This is a genomic window from Desulfocastanea catecholica, from assembly GCF_054657295.1.
In genome coordinates, this window is the sequence record NZ_BAAHYZ010000003.1 from 95284 (window position 1) to 117058 (window position 21775).

A 21775-nucleotide genomic window follows, 5' to 3' on the forward strand; every position below is an offset into this window, starting at 1 on the left:
CCACGGCACATGACATCCCTTTCTGGATGATTACTCATTCCGATCGATTTTCAGAATCCTGCCGCCCGGCCGCAGTGCGTCGCCCTTTTTGGCATAAATTCCGGTGACGATACCTTCTATCTCGCTCAGAATGGGGGTCTGCATCTTCATCGCCTCCATAATCGCCACCCTGTCGCCGACGATCACCTCCTGGCCTTCAGCCACAGAGATTTCAACAATTTTCCCGGAAAAAGGCGACCGAACATCACCGGCCTTGGCCAGATCGAGAATTTCTTCCTTACTGAGATCGGCAATTTCTCCCGCCTGCCCGGTGGCTCTTTTCGGCTTGAAATTAAAGATTGACTGGTGGTGGTCAACGATCAGATAGACACTCGTCTCGCCGGTGTCATTGATCGGCGAGGGACCGATTTCCACCATATGCTCCTTGCCGTGGTGGTCTCTGAAGGCCAAGTTTTCGCCGATCTCAAACCCCCCCTTACGGAAAAAGACCGACGGCGGCAGCACATAGGCCTGACCGTATTTTTCTTCGAACTTAAAAAACTCCACAGCATCGTTAGGATGTTGCAGATAGAGAATCAGCTGCTCGTCGGTGGGTTCGATGCCTATCTGTTCGGCCAGGCTGTATCGTTCGTGGGCCAGGTCAATATCGGCAATTTCCTCGACGCCACCCTCTTCCTCCAGTACCTTGCGCCAGTCATCACCGAGTACCTTTTCGTAGATCCATTCCTCCGGTCGATAGAAGGGAAAAGGCCCGTATTTGCCGAGCAGAAGGTTGCGCAGGTCGCCCGATGGATGACCGTAGCGTTCGCCATCGAGAACGTTCGAGACGGCAGTCGTCCAAAGGATCTGCGAACCGGGAGTGACCGACCAGTAATTGCCCAGTTCCTTTTGTACCCGCGGCAGCTCCTTGTGTAAAATTTCCGGCATCCGGTCTAAAAAACCGCCTTTGGCAGCCTGTTCAAGGCTCGACCCCATTGCGCCGCCCGGCAGCTTATGGATCTGCACGGTCGGCTGGAAGCCCTTGATCTGTGATTCGAACTGTTCATAATACTGCCGCTGATCACGGATCGCTTCCGAGGTCTGGATAACCGCATCCTCATCGAGCCCCTCGGCCTGAAAGCCATACTCTTTCAGGGACTGGACGACGGTGAGAATCGGCGGCGGGCCGTAGTAGCCGGTAAAGGCGAAATCGGCGCCATCGATGATCGATGCCCCGTTTTTCACCGCTTCGACAATCCTGCCGACGTCATTGCCGTCGGTGTTATGACCGTGGTAGTGGATCGGCACCTCCGGGTATTTCTGTTTCAGGGCGTCAACCAGTTCGCCGATTCGTTGCGGTGTCCCCAAACCGCCATGATTTTTGATGCACAGGGTGATATCTTTGCCGGTCACCTCAATAAGTTCCCCTGCCTTGGCGACATAATAACCATTGGTATGTTCAGGGCCTGTGGAAAAACAGATGCAGGGCTCATTGAGTTTTCCGGCCTTGCCCACCTCTTCAAACACCGCATGCATATTCGGAACATAGTTGAGAAAATCAAAGGTCCGCCAGACGTCGACGTATTTGGCAAATTCCCGCACGGTAAAGCGGATGACATTTTGTGGATAGGGCCGATAGCCAAACAGGTTTACCCCGCGACACAGTGTCTGAAACATGGTCTGCGGCATACTTTCCCGCAGTTTTTTCAGTTTCAGAAAAGGATCCACCTGCTTTCTCAAAATGTCGACATGGATAGACGCACCGCCGGTAATTTCCAGCGAAAAATAGCCGGCCTGATCACGCTTTTCCGCGGCCATCAGATCGGTATGCAGCAGGATCCTGTTTTTGAAATCCGACTGGGACAGATCCCTAGCCGTATTGGTTATGTAATATCCTTCGCTGTGACGCAGCGTCTCAATAATCTCTTTGACGGGAGTACCCTGAACAATTCGTGTCATATTCAATCCTTCCTCTTGAGCTCTTTTTCAGTCAAACATGAAGATAGCTCATGAATGACAGCTGTTTACTTTCCAGACGGATTCGCGGCTACCCGGCGAACGGATTTGCTTTAGCATAATGAATTTCGGCTATCAGTCCGGCCAGTTTCCCTACTTCACTGCTGTCGTCGTCATAAAAGAAGATATGCGGGTGGGTGTCGATATACGAGGTGTCGAAATCGCCGTTGACGAAATCTTTTTCCCGGGCAATATTTTCATAAAACGGAATGGTCGTCTTCGGTCCTCTGATGGCAAAGTTTTTCAGACAGCGACGCAGTCGGCCCACCGTTTCTTCCCAGGTAAACCCATGGACAGTCAGCTTGACCAGCAGCGAGTCATACACCTCGGGGATGATGTATCCCTGGTAGACAAAGCCATCGAGACGGACGCCGAAACCGCCGGTCGAGCGATAGACGGAAACTTTTTTGCCGCCTTCGGGCATAAAATCATTTTTCGGGTCTTCGGCATTGATCCGCACCTCAATGGCATGGCCGCGAATCTGCACATCTTCCTGGGAAAAGGACAGCGGCTTGCCAAAGGCAATATTAATCTGGTTTCTCACTATATCGATACCAGTGATCATCTCAGTGACAGTATGTTCCACCTGCACGCGGGTATTGATCTCCATAAAATAATAGTTGTAATCCTGATCAATCAAAAATTCGACGGTTCCGGCATTCAGATAGTTGGCCGCCCGGGCGGCGCGTACCGCAGTCTGGCAGATTTCGTCGAGCAGCGGTTGATTTCTGATCATCGAGGGTGCAATCTCAATGAGCTTTTGATTGCGGCGCTGGATGGAACAGTCCCGGGTGCCGAGATGGACGGTCTTGCCCTGGCTGTCGGCGAGGATCTGCACTTCAACGTGTTTGGGGTTAACGATCACCTTCTCCAGATAGACCGAATCGTCATTAAAGGCCGCCAGCGCCTCCGCGCGGGCCACCGGGATCTGTTCCTTCATCTGGGCATCCGTTTCGATCCTGCGGATACCGCGACCGCCACCACCGGAAGTGGCTTTTAACATTATCGGGTAACCATATTCCGCGGCAAACGCCAGGGCATCGGCAATACCTTCTTTGCCCTGTTTCAGGTTCTGGGTTCCGGGAACCATGGGAATACCGGCTTCCGCCATGATTTGTCTGGCGATCACCTTATTGCCGAGATTGGCGATAACTTCGGTTGTCGGACCAATAAACACTATTCCCGCTGCGGCACAGGCCTTGGCAAAAAATGGATTTTCCGCAAGAAATCCATAGCCCGGATGGATAGCACAGGCGCCGGACTTTTTCGCGGCTCGAATCATTTTTTCAATATTCAGATAGTCACAGCGGGGCCCATCGCCCAACAGGATGGCCTCATCGGCAATACGAATATGCCGGGACATCTCATCCGGCGTTTCATAGACGGCAACTGCTTCATAGCCAAGCTCCTGAATGGCCCTGATCAAACGGATAGCTATTTCACCACGGTTTGCCACTAGTATTTTCATTTTTAAGAGAACTCCTTATCAGTTCAGTTTCTGTCCTTACAGCCATTGTTCCGATAACGTCGTCTGTCGGAAATATCCTTACCCTTTTCATCTTGGGCAACGCAGGTCACAAGCAAAGACGCAGCACCACCGCACATTATATTGTCAAAAGTTTAATCAATAATGCTTACTAAATCAATCAGGAATACTTGCACAAGATCTCTCAGCAATGCTTTTTGCCGCTTTTCTCCATTTTGCTGACCGACATACTTTCGCTTTCAACTCCCGATCAGCGGCGACCGACCATTTACGGTTGACGAATCCGGCTGGATTAGGTTATATATTGCAATTTTGTCCAGACACTCAAGAGAGATAGAAGCCAGCCGCTTCCACTCACCCGGGATGAATCGCTGAGTATTAATGTCAGCCGCACAACAACGGATTCGGCAGCGAAATTGAAGCCTGAACGTTCACCTGCAATGTAAAAGTACTCGGATTTGTCCTCCTTTCATTCTTCAAAAGCTAGAAAGTTACCTTCGACGAACATACGCACTCATAAAGGAAAAAACCGCCATGAAAGCACTTATCGCCCTGGAAGACGGGACCATCTTTGCAGGACGCTCATTTACCGGTCACGGTGAGGCGGTAGGCGAGATTGTATTCAACACATCCCTGAGCGGCTATCAGGAGATTCTGACGGATCCCTCCTATACCGGCCAGATCGTCACCATGACCTATCCGCTGATCGGCAACTACGGCGTGAATCCGCAGGACATGGAATCGGCAGCCATACACCCTATGGCCTTTCTGGTCAAAGAGTACAATCCTTACCCTTCCAACCATCGCTCAACCCAGACCCTTGCCGATTTTCTCATCGAATATGGTGTTCTTGGCGTAGAGGGCTTTGACACCAGGGCGCTGGTCAGACATATTCGCACCAAAGGGGCGATGAAGGGTATCGTCTCAACCCGGGATCTCGACCATGACTCCCTGGTAAAAAGAGCCAACGAGTGGTCGGGACTGATCGGCCAGGATATGGTGCAGCGGGTTACCTGCACCGCCCCATACGGCTGGGCGGATAACCACCCTGTACCGGGCACCAATTTCAGCACCGCCCAGACCGGTATGGACAATCCGTTTAAAGTCGTCGCTTTTGACTTTGGCATAAAATACAACCAGCTGCGGATCTTGACTGAAAAAGGCTGCCGGGTTCAGGTTGTCCCGGCGACCACCAGCGCCGAAACGGTCCTGGCCATGAACCCGGACGGAATTTTTCTCTCCAACGGTCCCGGTGACCCCGAGGGAGTCGAGGGCGTGGTCGACACCATCAGAGAGCTGCTCGGCAAGAAACCAATTTTCGGCATATGCCTTGGTCACCAGATGCTGGGCCTCGCTTACGGCGGTACCGCCTACAAACTAAAATTCGGCCACCGCGGCGGCAACCAGCCGGTAAAGGATCTTACCACCGGCCATGTCGAGATCACTGCCCAGAATCACGGTTTTTGCATCGACGAGAAAAGCCTGGCCAGCGACGAAGTGGAAGTGACCCATATCAACCTCAACGACAACAGCCTTGAGGGTATGCGACACACCAGATATCCTGCTTTCTCGGTCCAGTACCATCCTGAACACGCACCGGGCCCCCATGATGCCATCTATCTTTTTGACCGCTTTCTTGCCATGATGCGCGGATAAATAACCAGTCCAGGCCAGAGCCACCGACACCATTGCCCGGCAAGGGCAACTAAATACGCTGAAAAAACTTCAAAAAATCATGCCGAAAAGAACAGATATCAAAAAAATCCTCATCATAGGCTCCGGCCCGATCATCATCAGCCAGGCCTGCGAATTTGACTATTCCGGGGCTCAGGCTGTCAAGGCCTTGAAAGAAGAGGGCTATGAGGTCGTGCTCATCAACTCCAATCCGGCAACGATCATGACCGATCCGGAACTGGCCGACAGCACCTACATTGAGCCGATCACTCCCGAATTCATCGCCAAGGTCATCGAAAAAGAACGCCCGGACGCCATGCTGCCGACCCTTGGCGGCCAGACGGCTCTCAATGCCGCCATCAAGGTGGCGGAAATGGGCATTCTCGAGAAATATAATGTTGAACTGCTGGCAGCCAATATTGCGGTTATTAAAAAGGCCGAAGGCCGCGAGGAATTTCGCGATGCCATGCGCAAGATCAATCTCAAGGTTCCCGAATCAATAATTGTCAAGACCCTTGAGGCGGCCATTGCCGCCGGCGATGAACTGGGCTTTCCGGTTATCGTCCGACCAAGTTTCACCCTGGGCGGCACCGGCGGCGGGGTTGCCTACAATCGCCAGGAACTGGAAGATCTATGTACCTCCGGGCTCGATCTGTCGATGACCACCGAGGTCATGCTCGAACGCAGCCTGCTCGGCTGGAAAGAATATGAACTGGAGGTGATGCGCGATAAAAACGACAACGTGGTCATCATCTGCTCCATTGAAAATGTTGACGCAATGGGCGTGCACACCGGCGACAGCATCACCGTCGCCCCGGCCCAGACCCTGACCGATCGGGAATACCAGGAAATGCGCGATGCGGCCATTGCCATTATCCGGGAGATCGGTGTGGAAACCGGCGGTTCAAACGTGCAGTTTGCCGTCAACCCGGAAGACGGCGAACTGATGGTCATCGAGATGAACCCGAGGGTGTCGAGAAGCTCGGCTCTTGCCTCCAAGGCTACCGGTTTTCCGATTGCCAAGATTGCCGCAAAACTTGCCGTCGGCTACACCCTTGACGAGCTGAAAAACGATATCACCCGGGAAACCCTTGCGGCCTTTGAACCAAGCATCGATTACTGTGTGGTGAAGATTCCCCGCTGGACCTTCGAAAAATTTCCCGAGGCAGACGATGTGCTGACCACCTCCATGAAATCGGTGGGTGAAACCATGTCCATCGGCAGGACCTTTAAAGAGGCCTTCCAGAAAGCCATACGTTCGCTGGAGACCGGCAGGTATGGCTTTGGCGGCGACGGCAAGGAGATCCTCACCCACTTGGACCACGAAGATCTGACCCGGGGATTACGGATCCCCAGCTCAAAGCGAATCTCCTTTCTTTACGAAGCCTTGAAAAGGGATATGAGCCTGGATGAACTGTATGAGCTGACCAGAATCGATCGATGGTTTCTCTTTAACTTCAAGCAGATTGTCGAAACGGAAAGAGAGGTCGCCGAGCGCGGTTTTCAAGGACTGGATCCAGAATTCCTGCACCTTTGTAAAGAACGGGGTTTTGCCGACCAGCAGCTGGCTTATTTGACGGGGACCTCTGAAGATGACATCCGCCAGCTGCGTAAAAAGCTTGATATTCTGCCGGTGTACAAACTGGTCGATACCTGCGCCGCAGAATTTGAGTCCTACACGCCGTACTATTATTCAACCTACGAACAGGAAAACGAGGCAAAAAAAACCGATGGCAAAAAGATCATCATTCTCGGCGGCGGTCCAAACCGTATCGGCCAGGGAATCGAGTTTGATTACTGCTGTGTCCATGCGGCTTTTGCCCTGCGGGAAATAGGTGTTGAATCCATCATGATCAACTCCAACCCGGAAACCGTCTCCACCGACTACGACACCTCCGACAAGCTGTTCTTTGAGCCACTCACCCGGGAAGATGTGTTAAATATCATCGATCTGGAACAGCCGGACGGCATCATCGTCCAGTTTGGCGGCCAGACTCCCCTGAACCTGGCCGTCCCCCTGGCCGAAGCGGGCGTGAAAATCGTCGGTACCCAGCCAGACGCCATCGACCGGGCCGAAGACCGAAAACGCTTCCAGCAGTTTTTGCAAAAGCTCAACCTGCGCCAGCCGGACAATGATACCGTGCATACCCTGGATGAGGCACTTGCCGCGGCAATCCGCATTGGTTATCCGGTTGTGGTCCGTCCCTCTTATGTCCTTGGCGGCAGGGATATGCGCATTGTCTATAACGACCAGGGCATCCGAGACTTCATGATAGCCGTCGGCGGCATCAAGCTGGAGCATCCGATACTCATCGACAAATTCCTCAAAGATGCGATAGAAATAGATGTCGATGCCATCTGTGACGGTAAACAGACGATTATCGGAGGTATCCTCGAACACGTGGAGGAGGCGGGCATCCATTCGGGCGATTCGTGCAGCATCCTGCCACCGCACACCCTGTCCAGTGAACTCATAGAAGAGATAAAACGGGCGAGCAGGGCCATGGCTGAAGAACTTGGGGTCATCGGTCTGATGAACGTCCAGTTCGCCGTAAAAGATAACCAGCTTTACATTCTTGAGGTGAACCCGCGCGCTTCACGCACGGTGCCTTTTGTCAGCAAAGCCACCGGAGTGCCGCTTGCCAAACTCGCCACCAAGGTGATGATGGGCGCCACCTTGCAGGAACTGGGACTGACGACCGAGGTGGAAATCAAACACTGGGCGGTGAAAGAGTCGGTCTTTCCTTTTGACCGCTTTGACAAGGTCGACACCCTTCTTGGCCCGGAGATGAAATCCACCGGTGAAGTCATGGGCATCGACGACAATCTGGGTCTGGCCATCGTTAAATCGCATCTGGCCGCCGGCGCTAAAGTGCCTGCATCGGGCAATGTTTTTATCAGTGTGCGCGACAACGACAAGGCGGCCGTTTTACCTGTTGCCCGGGCACTGGTTGCCCTGGATTTCTCCATCTATGCGACCACCGCCACCGCCGCCTCCCTGCAAAAAGCCGGGGTTGCCTGCGAGCTCATCAACAAGATCTCCCAGGGACGTCCGCACATCCTTGACAAGGTACAGGACGGTCAGATTGCATGGATCATCAATACCTCGCTCGGGCGGCGCACGACCGAAGACTCCTATTTGATTAGAAGGGCGGCCCTGGATTACCATATTCCCTATACCACCACGGTGAGCGGTGCAGCTGCTCTGGTCAAAGGGATACAGGAATTGAAGAAAAACAAACTGGTAGTACACCCTGTCCAATACTTTACACAACCAAGGTGACAAGGTAAAATATATGCAGAAGTGGCTCGACATTCTCATATTTTGATTTACCTTAAGTGAGCGTGAAGTAAACTGCGGACAGTTCGAAGAGAATACTCGATCGTTAACACCAGACACCTGGAGCAGTTGAAGGTGAAATCGTCCTATAGCTGCTGTACGCAACAGAATTATATTGTGTTGTCTTGACAGAAAACTCTGAGACAATATCAGAAAATCTCGAGTCACCGGAGGAGTCGTTGAATACATTCTATAAAAATTTAAGCATGTGGCTGGTGATTGGTCTGACCATGATCCTCCTTTTTAATCTCTTCAATAAGCCACAGGGCAATGTGAGCTCACTATCGTACAGTGAGTTCATGACCAGTGTAACGAACAAGGCCATCACCCGCGTCACCATCAGTGGCGATGTTATCTCGGGAACCCTGCAGGACGGCAAACCCTTTCAGACCATTTATCCGCCGAACGACAGCGACTTAATCGCCATTCTTCGTCAGTCAGGGGTCGATATCAACGTCAAGGAAACCCAGAAAGACTCCTGGTTGATGACCATCTTTGTCTCATGGTTTCCGATGCTGCTGCTCATCGGCGTCTGGGTGTTTTTTATGCGGCAGATGCAGGGCGGCGGCAAGGGCGGTGCACTCTCCTTTGGTAAAAACCGCGCGCGCCTGACGGAACAGAGTGAGAACAAGGTCACCTTTGCCGACGTCGCCGGCATAGACGAAGCCAAGGAAGAACTTGAAGAGATTGTCGATTTCCTGAAAGATCCGAGCAAATTCACCTCGCTGGGCGGTCGGATTCCAACCGGCGTTCTTCTCGCCGGAGCACCCGGAACGGGCAAGACTCTTCTGGCCAAGGCCATTGCCGGCGAAGCCGATGTACCGTTTTTCTCCATCTCCGGCTCCGACTTTGTCGAGATGTTCGTCGGTGTCGGTGCTTCCCGTGTGCGTGACATGTTTGCCCAAGGGAAAAAAAGTGCTCCGTGTATTATTTTCATTGATGAAATCGACGCTGTCGGCCGGCACCGTGGTGCGGGTCTTGGCGGCGGCCACGATGAGCGCGAACAGACGCTGAATCAGTTGCTGGTGGAAATGGATGGTTTTGAGACCAACGACGGGGTCATTATTGTCGCGGCAACCAACAGACCGGATGTCCTTGACCCTGCCCTGCTCCGTCCCGGACGTTTTGACCGCCAGGTGATTGTCCCGGTACCGGACGTCGGCGGGCGACAGAAAATTCTCGCTATCTACGCGAAAAAAACCAAAATGGCGGCGAATGTCGATCTGGAAATTCTTGCCCGTGGCACGCCTGGTTTTTCAGGTGCCGATCTGGAGAACCTGGTCAATGAGGCGGCCCTGATGGCCGCTCGTTCGGGAGCGAAGGAGATCACACTGGAGCTCCTGGAAAAGGCCAAGGACAAGATTATGATGGGCGCGGAACGACGTTCCATGATCATCAGCGATAAGGAAAAAAAGATCACCGCCTACCACGAGGCAGGCCATGCCCTGGTCGCCTGGTTGCTGGCTGACACCGATCCTATTCATAAGGTGACTATCATTCCGCGTGGTCGGGCCCTTGGGCTGACCATGCAGCTGCCAACGGATGATAAATATACCCACTCTAAATCGTATCTGAAAAATACCATCTGCATACTCTATGGTGGCCGGATCGCAGAGAAGATCATCTTTGACGAGATCACCACCGGAGCGGGAAATGATATTGAACGCGCCTCGGGTCTGGCAAGAAAGATGGTTTGCGAATGGGGCATGAGCGACGACCTCGGCGCACTCACCTACGGCAAAAAGGAAGAACAGATTTTCCTTGGCAGGGAGATCGGCCAAAACCGGGATTTCAGTGAAGATACGGCAAGAAAGATAGATCTCGCCGTAAGGAAATTTATCGATGAGGCCATGGACACCGTCACCATACTGCTGGAAGAACATCGTGACATTCTCACGATGATGGCGGAAGAACTGCTGGAAAAAGAGACCATCGTTCTCTCCGATATCGAGCGCATGGTTGAAGAACTTCGCCCCGGCAAGTATACGTCGCGGATAAAACAGGCTTCCAAAACGAAAATGAAGGCCGCACCCCAGCAACAGGAAAGTGATGCGGCCGAAGTTGAACAGAGTGCCGAACTAGTTGAAGAAGCGGTAGTCGAAGAAAAAAAGCTTGCAGTCGAGCAACCGGCGAGCGACATCAACAAGATCGATGACGTAGAAGAGGATCGTGACGGCGGCAGCGCTGGTGATGAAAACAAGGCTGAAGAGAAACCGTGATGGGAGGTACCGCCATCAAAATAATGGGGATTCTCAATGTGACCCCCGATTCCTTTTCCGACGGCGGTAAATTCGCCGATTTTCAGACGGCGATCAGCCAGGCGGATGCTCTGATCGCCGCCGGGGCGGATATTCTTGACGTGGGCGGGGAATCAACCCGCCCTTTCGCCGATCCGGTTTCCACAGAGGAAGAACTGCGCCGGGTTATTCCGGTTATTAAAGCTGTTCGCCAAAAACACACTATCCCCATCTCCATCGATACCTATAAAGCGGTAGTCGCAAGAGAAGCTCTCCTGGCCGGCGCCGACATCATCAACGATATTTACGCCTTAAAGAAAGATCCGGAGATGATTACCGTGGTAAGGCAGAGCAGCGTTCCGGTGATCATCATGCATATGCAGGGAACGCCATCGGATATGCAGGTCAAACCTGTCTATCAGGATGTTGTCGGCGAAATCATCGAATTTTTTACTGAACGTATCGACTCGATCACCGGCAACGGCATAAACCGTAACCGCCTGATCATTGACCCCGGTATCGGCTTCGGCAAGACCCTGCAGCACAACCTGTCAATCATCAAACACCTTGATACCTTTGTCGATGCTCTCGGGGTTCCCCTCCTTCTCGGCCATAGCCGTAAACGTTTTCTTGGGGCTATCACCGGCATTCCCGCAGAACAGGCAAGAGATCTGGCCACCGCCGTCGTCGCGGCTTTATCTGCTGACAAAAAGGTCAGCATTGTCAGAGTACATAACGTCGCCGCGACACGGCAGGCATTATTGGTTGCTGAAGCCATTCGCTCGGCGGCATAGCCTGCATGACAACTGCACCAACGTATGCACATATCATAGCCCGGCAGCTGAATATCTCCGTTGCTCGAGTCACCGGAACGCTCAATCTGCTTGCGGAGGGAGGGACCGTCCCCTTTATCGCCAGGTATCGCAAGGAGCAGACCGGTTCACTTGACGAAGTGGCCATTTTAGCCATTCGAGACCAGCAGCAGAAAATCATGGACATCGATAAGCGGCGCGAAGCGATTATTGAATCCCTGAAAAAAAATGCACTGCTCACCGCACCGCTTACCGAACAACTCGGCAAAGCGCAAAGCCTGACCGAGCTCGAAGATATCTACCTGCCCTACCGGCCAAAGCGAAAAACCCGCGGTCTTATCGCCCGCGAGAAGGGCCTTGCCCCTCTGGCTGAGCACATGTTTGCTGATACCAACCTCCCCGTCCAGGTCGCACAGTTTCTCGATCCGGAAAAAGGTGTCATCTCTGAGGACGATGCGCTGTCCGGGGCGCGGGATATCATCGCAGAACTGGTCGCAGAAGACCCGCCAACCCGGGCCGAATTGCGCCGACTCTTTCAAAACCAGGCGATTATCGAAGCCAAGGTCGTCAAAAAAAATATGGCCCAGGGAGAAAAATACAGTGACTATTTTGACTGGCACGAACCGGCAGCAAAGGCCGCTGGACATAGATTGCTCGCCATGTTTCGCGGAGAAAACGAGAAATTTCTCAAGCTTACCATTCGTCCGGCCGAGGAAAGCTGTCTGCGGCTCCTGCAGAAACGCCACCTGAAAAACAATCGTTGGCAGAAGGAAGTTTCCACCGCCCTTACCGACAGCTACCAGCGGCTGCTCGCTCCCTCGCTGGAAAATGAATTGTGCAAGGAGCTGAAGGCACGAGCCGACGAGGAGGCAATCCAGGTTTTTGCCGAGAATCTGCGCCAACTGCTCCTGGCTGCTCCGCTTGGTGAAAAACGAGTCCTGGCACTCGACCCAGGCTATCGCACCGGAGCGAAACTCGTCTGTCTCGATGAACAGGGCAAACTGCTCGATAATACCACCATCTTTCCCACCCATGGCGGCGGAAAACTCGAAGAAGCCGGCAGAATCCTCACCGGTTTGGTCAACAAATACCGCATAGAGGCTATTGCCATCGGAAACGGCACCGCCGGGCGTGAGACGGAAACTTTTGTCCGGTCACTGGGTCTGGACAGTGCTCTCATCGTCACCCTGGTCAATGAGGATGGGGCCTCGATCTATTCTGCCTCGGCCACGGCACGTGCCGAATTTCCCGATCATGACATTACCGTACGCGGGGCTGTTTCCATCGGCAGACGGCTGCAGGATCCTCTGGCGGAACTGGTGAAGATCGACCCAAAATCTATTGGCGTCGGCCAATATCAGCACGATGTCAACCAGAACGAATTAAAGAAGACGCTCGGGGAAGTGGTGGAAAGCTGTGTCAACAGCGTTGGAGTGGAACTCAACAGCGCCAGTGCCGAACTGCTGACCTACGTCGCCGGTCTGGGCCAGACCCTGGCCGACAATATCATCGCGCACCGGAACAGCAACGGTCCCTTTCAGACTAGGCGGGAGCTGCTCAAGGTTCCACGACTTGGACCCAAGGCCTTTGAACAGAGTGCAGGGTTCCTGCGCATCCGCAATGGCTCCAATCCTCTTGACGCCAGCGGTGTCCATCCGGAGCGCTATGGGCTGGTCAAAAAAATGGCCGGGGACATCGGCGTCAGCGTTGCTGAGCTGTTGGCTTCGGATACGGTTCGCCGCTCCATCGATCTGAAAAAATATATCGACGACTCGACCGGCCTGCCGACCCTGACGGATATCATGGAGGAACTGGCCAAACCAGGCCGGGATCCACGCAAGGGCTTTGAACAGTTTCACTTCGCCGCAGGGATCCACACCATGGACGATCTCACCGAGGGGATGCGCCTGCCGGCGCTCATTACCAACATCACCCGCTTCGGCGCCTTTGCCGATATCGGTATAAAACAGGACGGCCTCATCCATATCAGTCAGCTGGCCGACCGGTATATCAAAGACCCTGGAGAAGTGGTGAAAATCGGCCAGCAGGTCGAGGTGCGCGTTGTCGAAATCGACAGCAAACGGCAGCGGATCGCTCTGTCCATGCGTAAGGAGAGTCCCTTTGCCTAAGCCCGGAAGATATTTTTTGTAGCAACGGTTCGACAGTTTTTTTCTCGTAAAAATCTGCCCTACAATATCTCCATGAGCAGCGTATCAACGCCGGCATCGACGAGGGAGAGCTTGCTGGCCAGACCATAGGACAGATCGATATCACGGCCTTCGATAAACGGCCCCCGATCTGTGACCACTGCCGAGGCGGTCTGCCCGGTGCGCGGGTTTTTCAACTCGACCCTGGTGCCTAACGGCAGCTCCTTATGGGCTATGGTATTGGCGTGCATATCATACAACTCACCATCGGCCATGGGTCGGCCATGGTAATCTTCCCCGTACCAGCTGGCGACGACTTCGCTGGCCGGTTGAGGGCCGGTCTGCCTGATCTCGAGTTTTTGCCCAACCTCGAGAAGATCCGGATTGGTAATGTTATTATCACGGATGAGGTCCGACAGATTGACATGAAACTGCCGGACGGCAAGGCCCCAGAGCGTGTCACCTGGCTGTACGGTATATTCGCCAATCTTTTCCGCTTGTCTTGGCGACTGTGCTTGCCGGATGCCTTTACTTTCTGTCGCCTGGCTCAGGGCGGCAGAAAAACTCCCTTTACCAACCGTGATATTAGCGCCCTCCCGGACAAACCAATTCCCGTTTGCCTTTGACCTGCCGATGGCATGCGGATTCTGTTCGCGCAGGGTCTGCCAGTCTGTCTGCAGACGACTTGTAACCTGGGCAATGGTATCGCCTTTTTGCACTGAATATTGATTCATAGAAGGAAAATTTTCTTTTGGTTAGCAACATGCCACACTCGGGAAAAGCTGCGAGAGTGACTCTCAACAATCTCCGGTTCTATCATCCTCTCTCTATCATATCGGCAGGGAGGAAAATATCTTAACCATGCATAAGTGATTTTTCTGCATGCGGATTTACCAAGGCAAAGGCTGACTAAAGCCTCATTCCAGCGCATATTTTGCTGGGATACGTTGCTACTCGCCGATAACACTTTTCAGGGGAGCTTTGTTGACGGACTCCCTGCCAAAACCCCTGCCAGCACCTTTTTTTTACTGGAAAAGCGGCGGAACAGATTTTCCGCCATAAAAATAGCCAGAGCCCCCCAGATGAGCATAAAGCCAATCATCCGAGTCCTCGGAAAGTCTTCACCATAAATAAAGACACCGATGATGAGATTAATCGTCGGAGCCAGGTACTGCAGCAGGCCAAGGGTGGAAAGGGGAATTTTCTGCGCGGCGTAGCCAAAAAAGAGCAACGGCACTGTTGTCACGACACCGGTCCCAACAAGCAGCAACGAGCCGGAAAGGTCAATCCGCCCGAAAGATCCGCCGCCGGTAGAGGCAAGGCCGACGAGAACGGCTGTCGCAGGCAGAAACAATATGCCGGTTTCCAGGCACAAGCCATCAAGCGCCCCAAGATGGTTCTTTTTATGCAGCAGGCCATAAGTGGCAAAGGAGGTCGCCAGCATCAGGGCGATCCAGGGGAATCGACCATAGAAGACGGTGAGATAGGTCACGCCGCAACAGGCGAGGAGAAGGGCACCCCATTGGATCCAACGCATTTTTTCCCGGAAAAAGACCATACCGAAGAACACATTTATCAATGGATTGATAAAGTAACCAAGACTGGCCTCGACAATAAAACCGGCGTTGACCGCCCAGATGTACAGCAGCCAGTTGACCGCAAGCAGCAGCCCGGTTGTCGTAAAGGTGATGAGGTTTTTTCGCTCTTTCAGCGCCTGGCGGAACAGTGCCCGCCTGCCGGTAACAGCCACCAGGCCGAATGTCAATAACAGCGACCAGGACATCCGGTGACAAAGTATTTCATAGGCGGGAACCTCCTGCAGGAGTTTCCAGTAGGCCGGCAATATCCCCCACAGGATAAAGGCCGCGGCAGCAGCCAGGATTCCACGTAAATTTGTCATAAAAGAAGGCCGCTTGACAACCAGTAGTAGACAATGTACCCCCCGGCAAGCAGAAGAAGTATGGCCGATATCTTCTGCACGTAGGGCAGTATTTTGCGGAGGGTGCCGACCACGACGCCTTCTTTGACCAGAGCTATGCCGAGGGTCAGCAGCAGCATCACACTGCCCATGCCCAGGATATAACTGACGAACTGGAGAAGGCCGCCAGCAAAATCCCCGGTAGCGACGGAACTGCCGACCACCATGAGAAATATCGGCAGGGTGCAGCTGAGCGAGGACGCCCCAAAGGCAACACCAAAAAGGAAAAACCCGAGGGCGGACATTCGCCTCGGATCACTTATTCTCCCCGCGATAACCAGGAAAAAATGAGATGACAAGGTGTGGCCTAGAAGCATCCAGGTCCCAAGGAATATCAGGCCTATACCGACGACGATCGCCAGCCAGGGCATGACGCCCATCAAAAAGGAGCCCCCCGCCGAGACAATAGCCCCGACAATGCCAAATAAAAGGGCAAACCCGGCGGTCACGACAAAGGCAATCCAAAAGGCTTTTAACAGCCGCAGAAAAATCGACTTTTGACGGAATTCAGTCTCTTTCGCCCCCAGATACAGCGTCAGGTAGACGGGTAGCATGGCAAAACCACATGGATTCACGGCAGAGACCATGCCAGCCCCATAGGCATATCCAAAGGGTAACAGTCCTGCTATCTGCCCCAACCATTGACTGACTTCAACCTGAGCTTCCATTGCACATCCTTTCCGGGCACTGATTTATGACCAAATTTAAACATTACCTTAAACAGCTGTCGTTTTTATATACAGACATGCCACTTTTTACCAGGGCATTTTACGACATCCGGTAAAAAGAAGTCTCCTTTTTTCCCGCGCCTCCATTACACTTCACGGACAATATTTATTTTTTATATATATTATCAATATTTTACGATAAGTAAATCTTTATTATTGACCGCGGTCAATAATTTTTCTTGACCAGACAAGAGCTATCGCTTACTAATTTCGACTGCAGTCACTTTTCATTAACGGAGCCCCCCCCACACATGTCGGTACGAGAAGCAAAAAAACAAAGGAACAAGCAGGCAATAGTCGAAGCGGCGATCTCTCTTTTTAGTGCCCAGGGCTACGAAAATACGTCCATTGAAAAAATTGCCCGGGCTGCCGGTGTCGGCAAAGGAACGTTCTACAGCTATTTTCAGACCAAAAAAGACCTGATCAAAGGCTTTTGTGAGTATGAACTGGAGAAAATACACCAGGAACTGGTAAAACGCTCCAATCCGGATGCTTCAATTCTGGAACAGATGCTGACCATCTACATGACCGAATTTCATCATGTCACCCAGAACAGAGAATTTGGCCGACTGTATATGCGTGAATCGGTCTTTCCCAAAGATTCCAATATCCAGGATAATCTTGAGACCGATGACAAGTATTTTCAAATACTTTTTCCGATTTTGCAAAAGGGTCAGGAACGGGGAGAGTTGCGCAAGGATGTCGAGCTGTTGTATATGACCGCCCATTTTTATAGCCTGTACATTATGATTATTTCGGCGTGGTATACCGGCAGGATATCGACAGCTGAGGTAGAACCGGCCATGGAAGTTCTTTTCAGGCAGGTTCTGGAAGGATTACAGCCAAAATGTCCAACCCCAAGGATCAGTGAGTAATCCAATGCCTCCCCCAACGCCACCCAATACCCCGCGCGGTAAAATTGTCTTTTTTATCTGGAGCAATCTGCCTAGATTGGTGCTGCTGGCCATGATTGTTCTCATCTTTATCCTGTTCGGCGCAATCAGAGACAAGAGCGACCGGATCGCCGTTGACAAGGCCGAGGGAGTGCGGCAGGAGAAGCCGCCGGTCAATGTGGTCACTTTAACCCTCGCCCCAACTACCATTACCGATCGCATCAATTTGCCCGGTTATATAGAGCCATGGACCAGGCTGAAGCTGATGGCCAGGCTGAACGGCACCATTACCGAAGTGCTGGTCAGTGAGGGCGACCGGGTCAAAAAAGACGACATTCTCGCCCGCATCGAGGATGACGATTTCCGCATAGCCGTGGACAGAGCCGAGGCGGCCTACAATCTGAGCAAGGCGGAATATAGCCGGGATAAGGCGATGTACGACAAGGGGGTCATCCCCGTCGCCACGCTGGACAGCGCCAGAACCGTCATGCAGAAGGCCAGGGCCGATTACGACGACGCCAGCCTGCTGCTCTCCCGAACAGCGGTCACCTCGCCCATGGATGGCATCATCTCCCGCATGGATGCCAAGATAGGCCTGCAGCTCTCGGTGGGCGATCCCCTGGCCGAGATTTTGCAAATTGATCGCATGAAAGGGGTTGTCGGCATCCCCGAGTCGGACGTCAGCGCCGTCCGCCGGCTGGACAATGTCGAGCTCACCATTCAGGCCCTGGGTGCTAAAATCTTCAACGGTAAAAAATATTTCCTCTCCCCCTCTCCCCTGACCAATGCCAGACTCTACAACCTCGAGCTCGCCATACCCAACGATGCCGGAGAGGTGCTGGACGGCATGTTCGTCCGCGCCGATATCGTCAAGGAACGAGTGGACAAAACTCTTGCCGTACCATTGTATAGCGTGATTTCCCGTAATGACGAACAGTATGTTTTTATAGAACAGGAAGGCCTGGCCAGAAAAAGAAAGGTCACCCTGGGGATCATGGAAAAATGGATGGTGCAGATAACCGCAGGTCTCAATCCAGGTGACAGGCTGCTCATCGAAGGACACCGCGATGTCGAGGACAGCCAAAGCATTACCATCATTAAAACACTGACCAGTCCGACGGAGCTGCCCCTATGATAATCTCCGATACGGCGGTTAAAAAAAGCACCACGGTCGCTATCCTGGCCCTGGTGCTCATCATTATCGGTGGGTACTGTTATAAAGTACTGCCACGCGAAAGCGATCCCGACATTACCATTCCTAATGTTTTTATCTCAACGGACTATCGGGGTGTCTCCCCCACCGATATAGAAACGACCATCACCATAGAAATTGAAAAGAAGCTCAAGGGCCTTGACGGCTTGAAGAAAATCCAGTCAGTCAGCTCCGAAGGGCTCTCGTCGATCAATGTGGAATTTGTCACCGGCACGGATATCGACAAGGCGGTCCAGGACGTCAAGGATAAGGTCGATGAGGCAAAGGGGGACCTGCCCAGCGATCTTGAGGACGATCCGTCGGTTTTCGAGGTCAATTTTTCCGAGATGCCCATTGTCATCTATTCCCTTTCCGGAACCTGCGGCCTGCCCTGCCTGAAAGATCTGGCCGACGACCTCAAGGATGAGATTGAAGGGGTGACCGGGGTTCTGGAAGTCGAAGTCATCGGCGGACTGGAGAGGGAGATCCGCGTTGAGGTCTTCCCCGACAAGCTGGCCTATTATGGCCTGAGCATCGGCAGCTTTCAGACGGCGGTACAAGGTGAAAACACCAACACCTCCGGCGGCAATCTCCGTCTTGGCCAGGGTCGTTTTCTCCTGCGGGTGCCAGGGGAATTCAAGACACCGGAGGAGATATACGGCCTGGTGCTCACGACTCATAACGGCGAGCCGGTCTACCTGAAAGATGTGGCCAGGGTGGTTGACGGATTTAAGGAAGAGACCAGCATCTCCCGCCTTGACGGCCAGGAAGCGGTTAATATTTCAGTAAAAAAACGCTCCGGTGAAAATATTATCAGCATCAGTCAGGCCGTCGATAAGATCATTGACAGCGACAAACCTTCCTGGCCGGCTGGTACGGAGATCACCAAGGTTCTCAACAAGGCCAAAGACATCGATGCGATGGTGGCCGACCTGGAAAACAGTATACTCACCGGTCTGGTCCTGGTCCTCATCGTCATCTTTCTGGTCATGGGCATCCGTAACGCCATACTGGTCAGTATGGCCATCCCCTTTTCCATGCTGCTCTCCTTTACCGTTCTCTACGTGATGGGCATCACCCTGAACATGGTCGTACTGTTCAGCCTCACCCTGGCGCTCGGTATGCTGGTCGACAACGCCATCGTCATCGTTGAGAACTGCTACCGCTTCATGGAACAGGGCGTCGGCCGGGTGGAGGCGGTGATGCAGGCCACCTCCGAAGTGGCCTATCCGGTTATCGGCTCCACGGTCACCACCCTGGCTGCTTTTTCGCCGATGCTGTTCTGGCCGGGCATCATGGGTGAGTTCATGAGCTTCATGCCGCTGACCCTGATCGTCACCCTTTCCTCCAGCCTCTTTGTTGCCCTGATCATTAACCCGGCCATGGCCTCGCTGTTCATGAAGGTGAAAAATCCGCCGACGGGCGTGGCGAAAAGCGCCACCGAGATAGCCGGCGCCAGGGAGCGCCCGGTGGAGATCCGCGGCCTTTTGCTGACCTCATACAGCAAGATGCTGACCAACGCCCTTACTCAACCAGTCACCGTCATCGGCACCGGCTTCTGCATCCTCATTATCATGTTCCAGGGCTGGCTGCTGGTGGTCGGCCTGGAAAAACCTGTGGAGTTCTTCCCCGAAATTGACCCGAAAGGCATGTATGTCAATCTCGATGTCCCTGAGGGGGCGGATCTTGATTATATCGACACCATCACTCAGCGCGTGGAAAAGGCGGTCGCCGGGGTGGCGGATTTTGATGATCCGATAAGCCCGCTATCGGCCCTGAGCCCGAAACCGTACACCACCCCGGACGGCGAACACTACTCCGGGCCAAGTGATCTGGAAAACATTAAAAATGTCTATATGAAGGGAATAGTTTCCGCAACTGCCGGGTCGGCCTTTGCCGCAAATACCCCCAATCACGTCGGTGTTCGTTTTCTCGACCTGAAAGATCGCCGCCAATCCTCCCATGACACCGTCAGCGAAATCAGACAGCGAATAAAGAATATTCCCGGCGGAAAGATCACCATCGCCAATGAGGAGGAAGGGCCGCCGACCGGCGCGCCGATTAACATAGAAATCGCCGGCGACAACTTTGCCGTGCTCGGAGAGATAGCCAAACAGGTAAAGGATATCCTGGTGCAGCAGCCCCATGTGGAAGATGTGCGCGATGATTTTGTCGAAGGAATTCCTTCGGTGCAGGTGCTGGTCGACAGACAGAAGGCCGCCTTCTTCGGCCTGTCCACCGACCTCATCGGTTTTGCCCTGAAAAGTGCCTATAACGGCCTGGAAGTCTCCTCCTATCGCGAGGGCGACGACGACTATGACATCACCGTACAACTGGCCGAAGCGGACCGCCGGGTAGTGGACATACTGCACGAGCTGATGCTGCCGACGCCGTCGGGGCAGATGGTTCCGTTATCGACGGTGGCCAGGGTGAGCTTCGTCGGGTCCATCGGCGATATCAACCGGATCAATAACGAGCGGGTGGTGACCGTGAAAGCCAATGTCGATGAAGAAAAAATCCCCGGCCCGGTTGCCCGGGCCCAGGCTGCCGAATTTCTCCAAAATTTTCCCCTGCCGCCCGGCTATAAGATGACCTTTACCGGCGAATTTGAATTCCAACAGGAGTCGGAAAATTTTCTCAGCAAGGCATTTGTCGTCGCGCTCCTGCTTATCTTCCTCATCCTGGTCTCCATGTTCAACTCGGTGAGCCAGCCATTTATTATCATGACCTCGGTCATCTTATCACTCGGCGGCGCTTTTCTCGGCCTGGCCTTGTTTCAATCGCCGTTCGGCATCATCATGACCGGCGTTGGCGTCATCTCTCTTGCCGGGGTGGTGGTGAACAATGCCATCGTGCTGATCGACTACACCAACCGGTTGCGTGAGCGGGGCATGGCCATCAAGGACGCGGTCATCTCGGCCGGGGCCACCCGCCTGCGGCCGGTACTGCTTACCGCGGTTACGACTATTCTCGGACTCATCCCGATGATTACCGGAATTTCCTTCGACTTTCATAAAGGGGCGATGTCCTGGGTCAGCGAATCGAGCCAGTGGTGGCAGTCGATGGCCATCGTCGTGGTCTTCGGTCTCATTGTCGCCACCTTTCTCACCCTGGTTGTCGTACCGACCTTGTATTACCTTATGGAGAGAACCACCACTCGCCTGACAAGATTAAAAGAGACAATCTATCAATTCTACTGGAAACCCTTTCCCTATCTGGCGGGAAAAACACCACCCGAGGACAACTGATGCGGAACAAAATTCTCGTCATTTTCAGCATACTGCTTTTTCCTG

At 53.2% G+C, this 21775-nt stretch carries 13 protein-coding genes; 8 read left to right on the forward strand and 5 right to left on the reverse strand.

The window, feature by feature from the left end:
* Positions 1 to 30: 30 nt before the first annotated feature.
* Together ACYQ8U_RS03795 and ACYQ8U_RS03800 are read right to left on the reverse strand one after the other, a co-directional pair.
* Entirely contained in the window at positions 31 to 1938 is a 1908-nt protein-coding gene (locus tag ACYQ8U_RS03795) for a biotin/lipoyl-containing protein (RefSeq protein ID WP_459944183.1), read from the reverse strand.
* Between the two features lie 88 nt (positions 1939 to 2026).
* Entirely contained in the window at positions 2027 to 3463 is a 1437-nt protein-coding gene (locus ACYQ8U_RS03800) for an acetyl-CoA carboxylase biotin carboxylase subunit (RefSeq protein WP_459944184.1), read from the reverse strand.
* A 552-nt stretch (positions 3464 to 4015) separates the two neighbouring features.
* On the opposite strand from ACYQ8U_RS03800, the gene carA reads away from it, so the two are divergent.
* From carA to ACYQ8U_RS03825, 5 genes are all read left to right on the forward strand, one after another.
* The gene (gene carA / locus ACYQ8U_RS03805) at positions 4016 to 5137 is read left to right on the forward strand and encodes a glutamine-hydrolyzing carbamoyl-phosphate synthase small subunit (protein WP_459944185.1); all 1122 of its coding nucleotides are present in this window, start codon (positions 4016 to 4018) and stop codon (positions 5135 to 5137) included.
* 79 nt (positions 5138 to 5216) lie between these two features.
* Positions 5217 to 8438, forward strand: a complete 3222-nt coding sequence (gene carB / locus ACYQ8U_RS03810) for a carbamoyl-phosphate synthase large subunit (protein ID WP_459944186.1) — start codon at positions 5217 to 5219, stop codon at positions 8436 to 8438.
* Between the two features lie 236 nt (positions 8439 to 8674).
* Positions 8675 to 10714 (forward strand): ATP-dependent zinc metalloprotease FtsH, encoded by a 2040-nt coding sequence (gene ftsH, locus ACYQ8U_RS03815; protein WP_459944187.1) that lies wholly within the window; start codon positions 8675 to 8677, stop codon positions 10712 to 10714.
* Positions 10714 to 11526: a dihydropteroate synthase gene (folP, locus tag ACYQ8U_RS03820; protein ID WP_459944188.1), complete on the forward strand. Its 813-nt coding sequence runs from the start codon at positions 10714 to 10716 to the stop codon at positions 11524 to 11526. Before ftsH ends, folP begins: the two co-directional genes overlap by 1 nt.
* Before the next feature lie 5 nt (positions 11527 to 11531).
* Positions 11532 to 13673, forward strand: a complete 2142-nt coding sequence (locus ACYQ8U_RS03825) for a Tex family protein (protein WP_459944189.1) — start codon at positions 11532 to 11534, stop codon at positions 13671 to 13673.
* Positions 13674 to 13732: 59 nt separating this feature from the next.
* Here the strand turns inward: ACYQ8U_RS03825 and ACYQ8U_RS03830 are convergent, their stop codons facing one another.
* The 3 genes from ACYQ8U_RS03830 to ACYQ8U_RS03840 form a co-directional block, all read right to left on the reverse strand.
* The gene (locus ACYQ8U_RS03830) at positions 13733 to 14425 is read right to left on the reverse strand and encodes a septal ring lytic transglycosylase RlpA family protein (RefSeq protein WP_459944190.1); all 693 of its coding nucleotides are present in this window, start codon (positions 14423 to 14425) and stop codon (positions 13733 to 13735) included.
* A 236-nt stretch (positions 14426 to 14661) separates the two neighbouring features.
* Positions 14662 to 15591 (reverse strand): EamA family transporter RarD, encoded by a 930-nt coding sequence (rarD, locus tag ACYQ8U_RS03835; RefSeq protein WP_459944191.1) that lies wholly within the window; start codon positions 15589 to 15591, stop codon positions 14662 to 14664.
* Positions 15588 to 16337, reverse strand: coding sequence for a cytochrome c biogenesis CcdA family protein (locus tag ACYQ8U_RS03840; protein WP_459944192.1), 750 nt, complete (start codon positions 16335 to 16337; stop codon positions 15588 to 15590). Before ACYQ8U_RS03840 ends, rarD begins: the two co-directional genes overlap by 4 nt.
* 311 nt (positions 16338 to 16648) lie before the next feature.
* On the opposite strand from ACYQ8U_RS03840, the gene ACYQ8U_RS03845 reads away from it, so the two are divergent.
* From ACYQ8U_RS03845 to ACYQ8U_RS03855, 3 genes are read left to right on the forward strand one after another with little or no spacing between them, the layout of a single operon-like run.
* Positions 16649 to 17272 (forward strand): TetR/AcrR family transcriptional regulator, encoded by a 624-nt coding sequence (locus tag ACYQ8U_RS03845; protein ID WP_459944193.1) that lies wholly within the window; start codon positions 16649 to 16651, stop codon positions 17270 to 17272.
* A gap of 4 nt (positions 17273 to 17276) precedes the next feature.
* Positions 17277 to 18425 (forward strand): efflux RND transporter periplasmic adaptor subunit, encoded by a 1149-nt coding sequence (locus tag ACYQ8U_RS03850; RefSeq protein WP_459944194.1) that lies wholly within the window; start codon positions 17277 to 17279, stop codon positions 18423 to 18425.
* Entirely contained in the window at positions 18422 to 21730 is a 3309-nt protein-coding gene (locus ACYQ8U_RS03855; RefSeq protein ID WP_459944195.1) for an efflux RND transporter permease subunit, read from the forward strand. Before ACYQ8U_RS03850 ends, ACYQ8U_RS03855 begins: the two co-directional genes overlap by 4 nt.
* Positions 21731 to 21775: the final 45 nt, after the last annotated feature.

Excerpts from the sequence above, each read along its gene's own strand:
- ACYQ8U_RS03795 (WP_459944183.1), bottom strand. The coding sequence starts at position 1,938 with ATGACACGAATTGTTCAGGGTACTCCCGTCAAAGAGATTATTGAGACG.
- ACYQ8U_RS03800 (WP_459944184.1), bottom strand. The coding sequence starts at position 3,463 with ATGAAAATACTAGTGGCAAACCGTGGTGAAATAGCTATCCGTTTGATC.
- ACYQ8U_RS03850 (WP_459944194.1), top strand. The coding sequence starts at position 17,277 with ATGCCTCCCCCAACGCCACCCAATACCCCGCGCGGTAAAATTGTCTTT.
- carB (WP_459944186.1), top strand. The coding sequence starts at position 5,217 with ATGCCGAAAAGAACAGATATCAAAAAAATCCTCATCATAGGCTCCGGC.
- ACYQ8U_RS03840 (WP_459944192.1), bottom strand. The coding sequence starts at position 16,337 with ATGGAAGCTCAGGTTGAAGTCAGTCAATGGTTGGGGCAGATAGCAGGA.
- ACYQ8U_RS03855 (WP_459944195.1), top strand. The coding sequence starts at position 18,422 with ATGATAATCTCCGATACGGCGGTTAAAAAAAGCACCACGGTCGCTATC.
- rarD (WP_459944191.1), bottom strand. The coding sequence starts at position 15,591 with ATGACAAATTTACGTGGAATCCTGGCTGCTGCCGCGGCCTTTATCCTG.
- ACYQ8U_RS03825 (WP_459944189.1), top strand. The coding sequence starts at position 11,532 with ATGACAACTGCACCAACGTATGCACATATCATAGCCCGGCAGCTGAAT.
- folP (WP_459944188.1), top strand. The coding sequence starts at position 10,714 with ATGGGAGGTACCGCCATCAAAATAATGGGGATTCTCAATGTGACCCCC.
- carA (WP_459944185.1), top strand. The coding sequence starts at position 4,016 with ATGAAAGCACTTATCGCCCTGGAAGACGGGACCATCTTTGCAGGACGC.
- ACYQ8U_RS03845 (WP_459944193.1), top strand. The coding sequence starts at position 16,649 with ATGTCGGTACGAGAAGCAAAAAAACAAAGGAACAAGCAGGCAATAGTC.
- ACYQ8U_RS03830 (WP_459944190.1), bottom strand. The coding sequence starts at position 14,425 with ATGAATCAATATTCAGTGCAAAAAGGCGATACCATTGCCCAGGTTACA.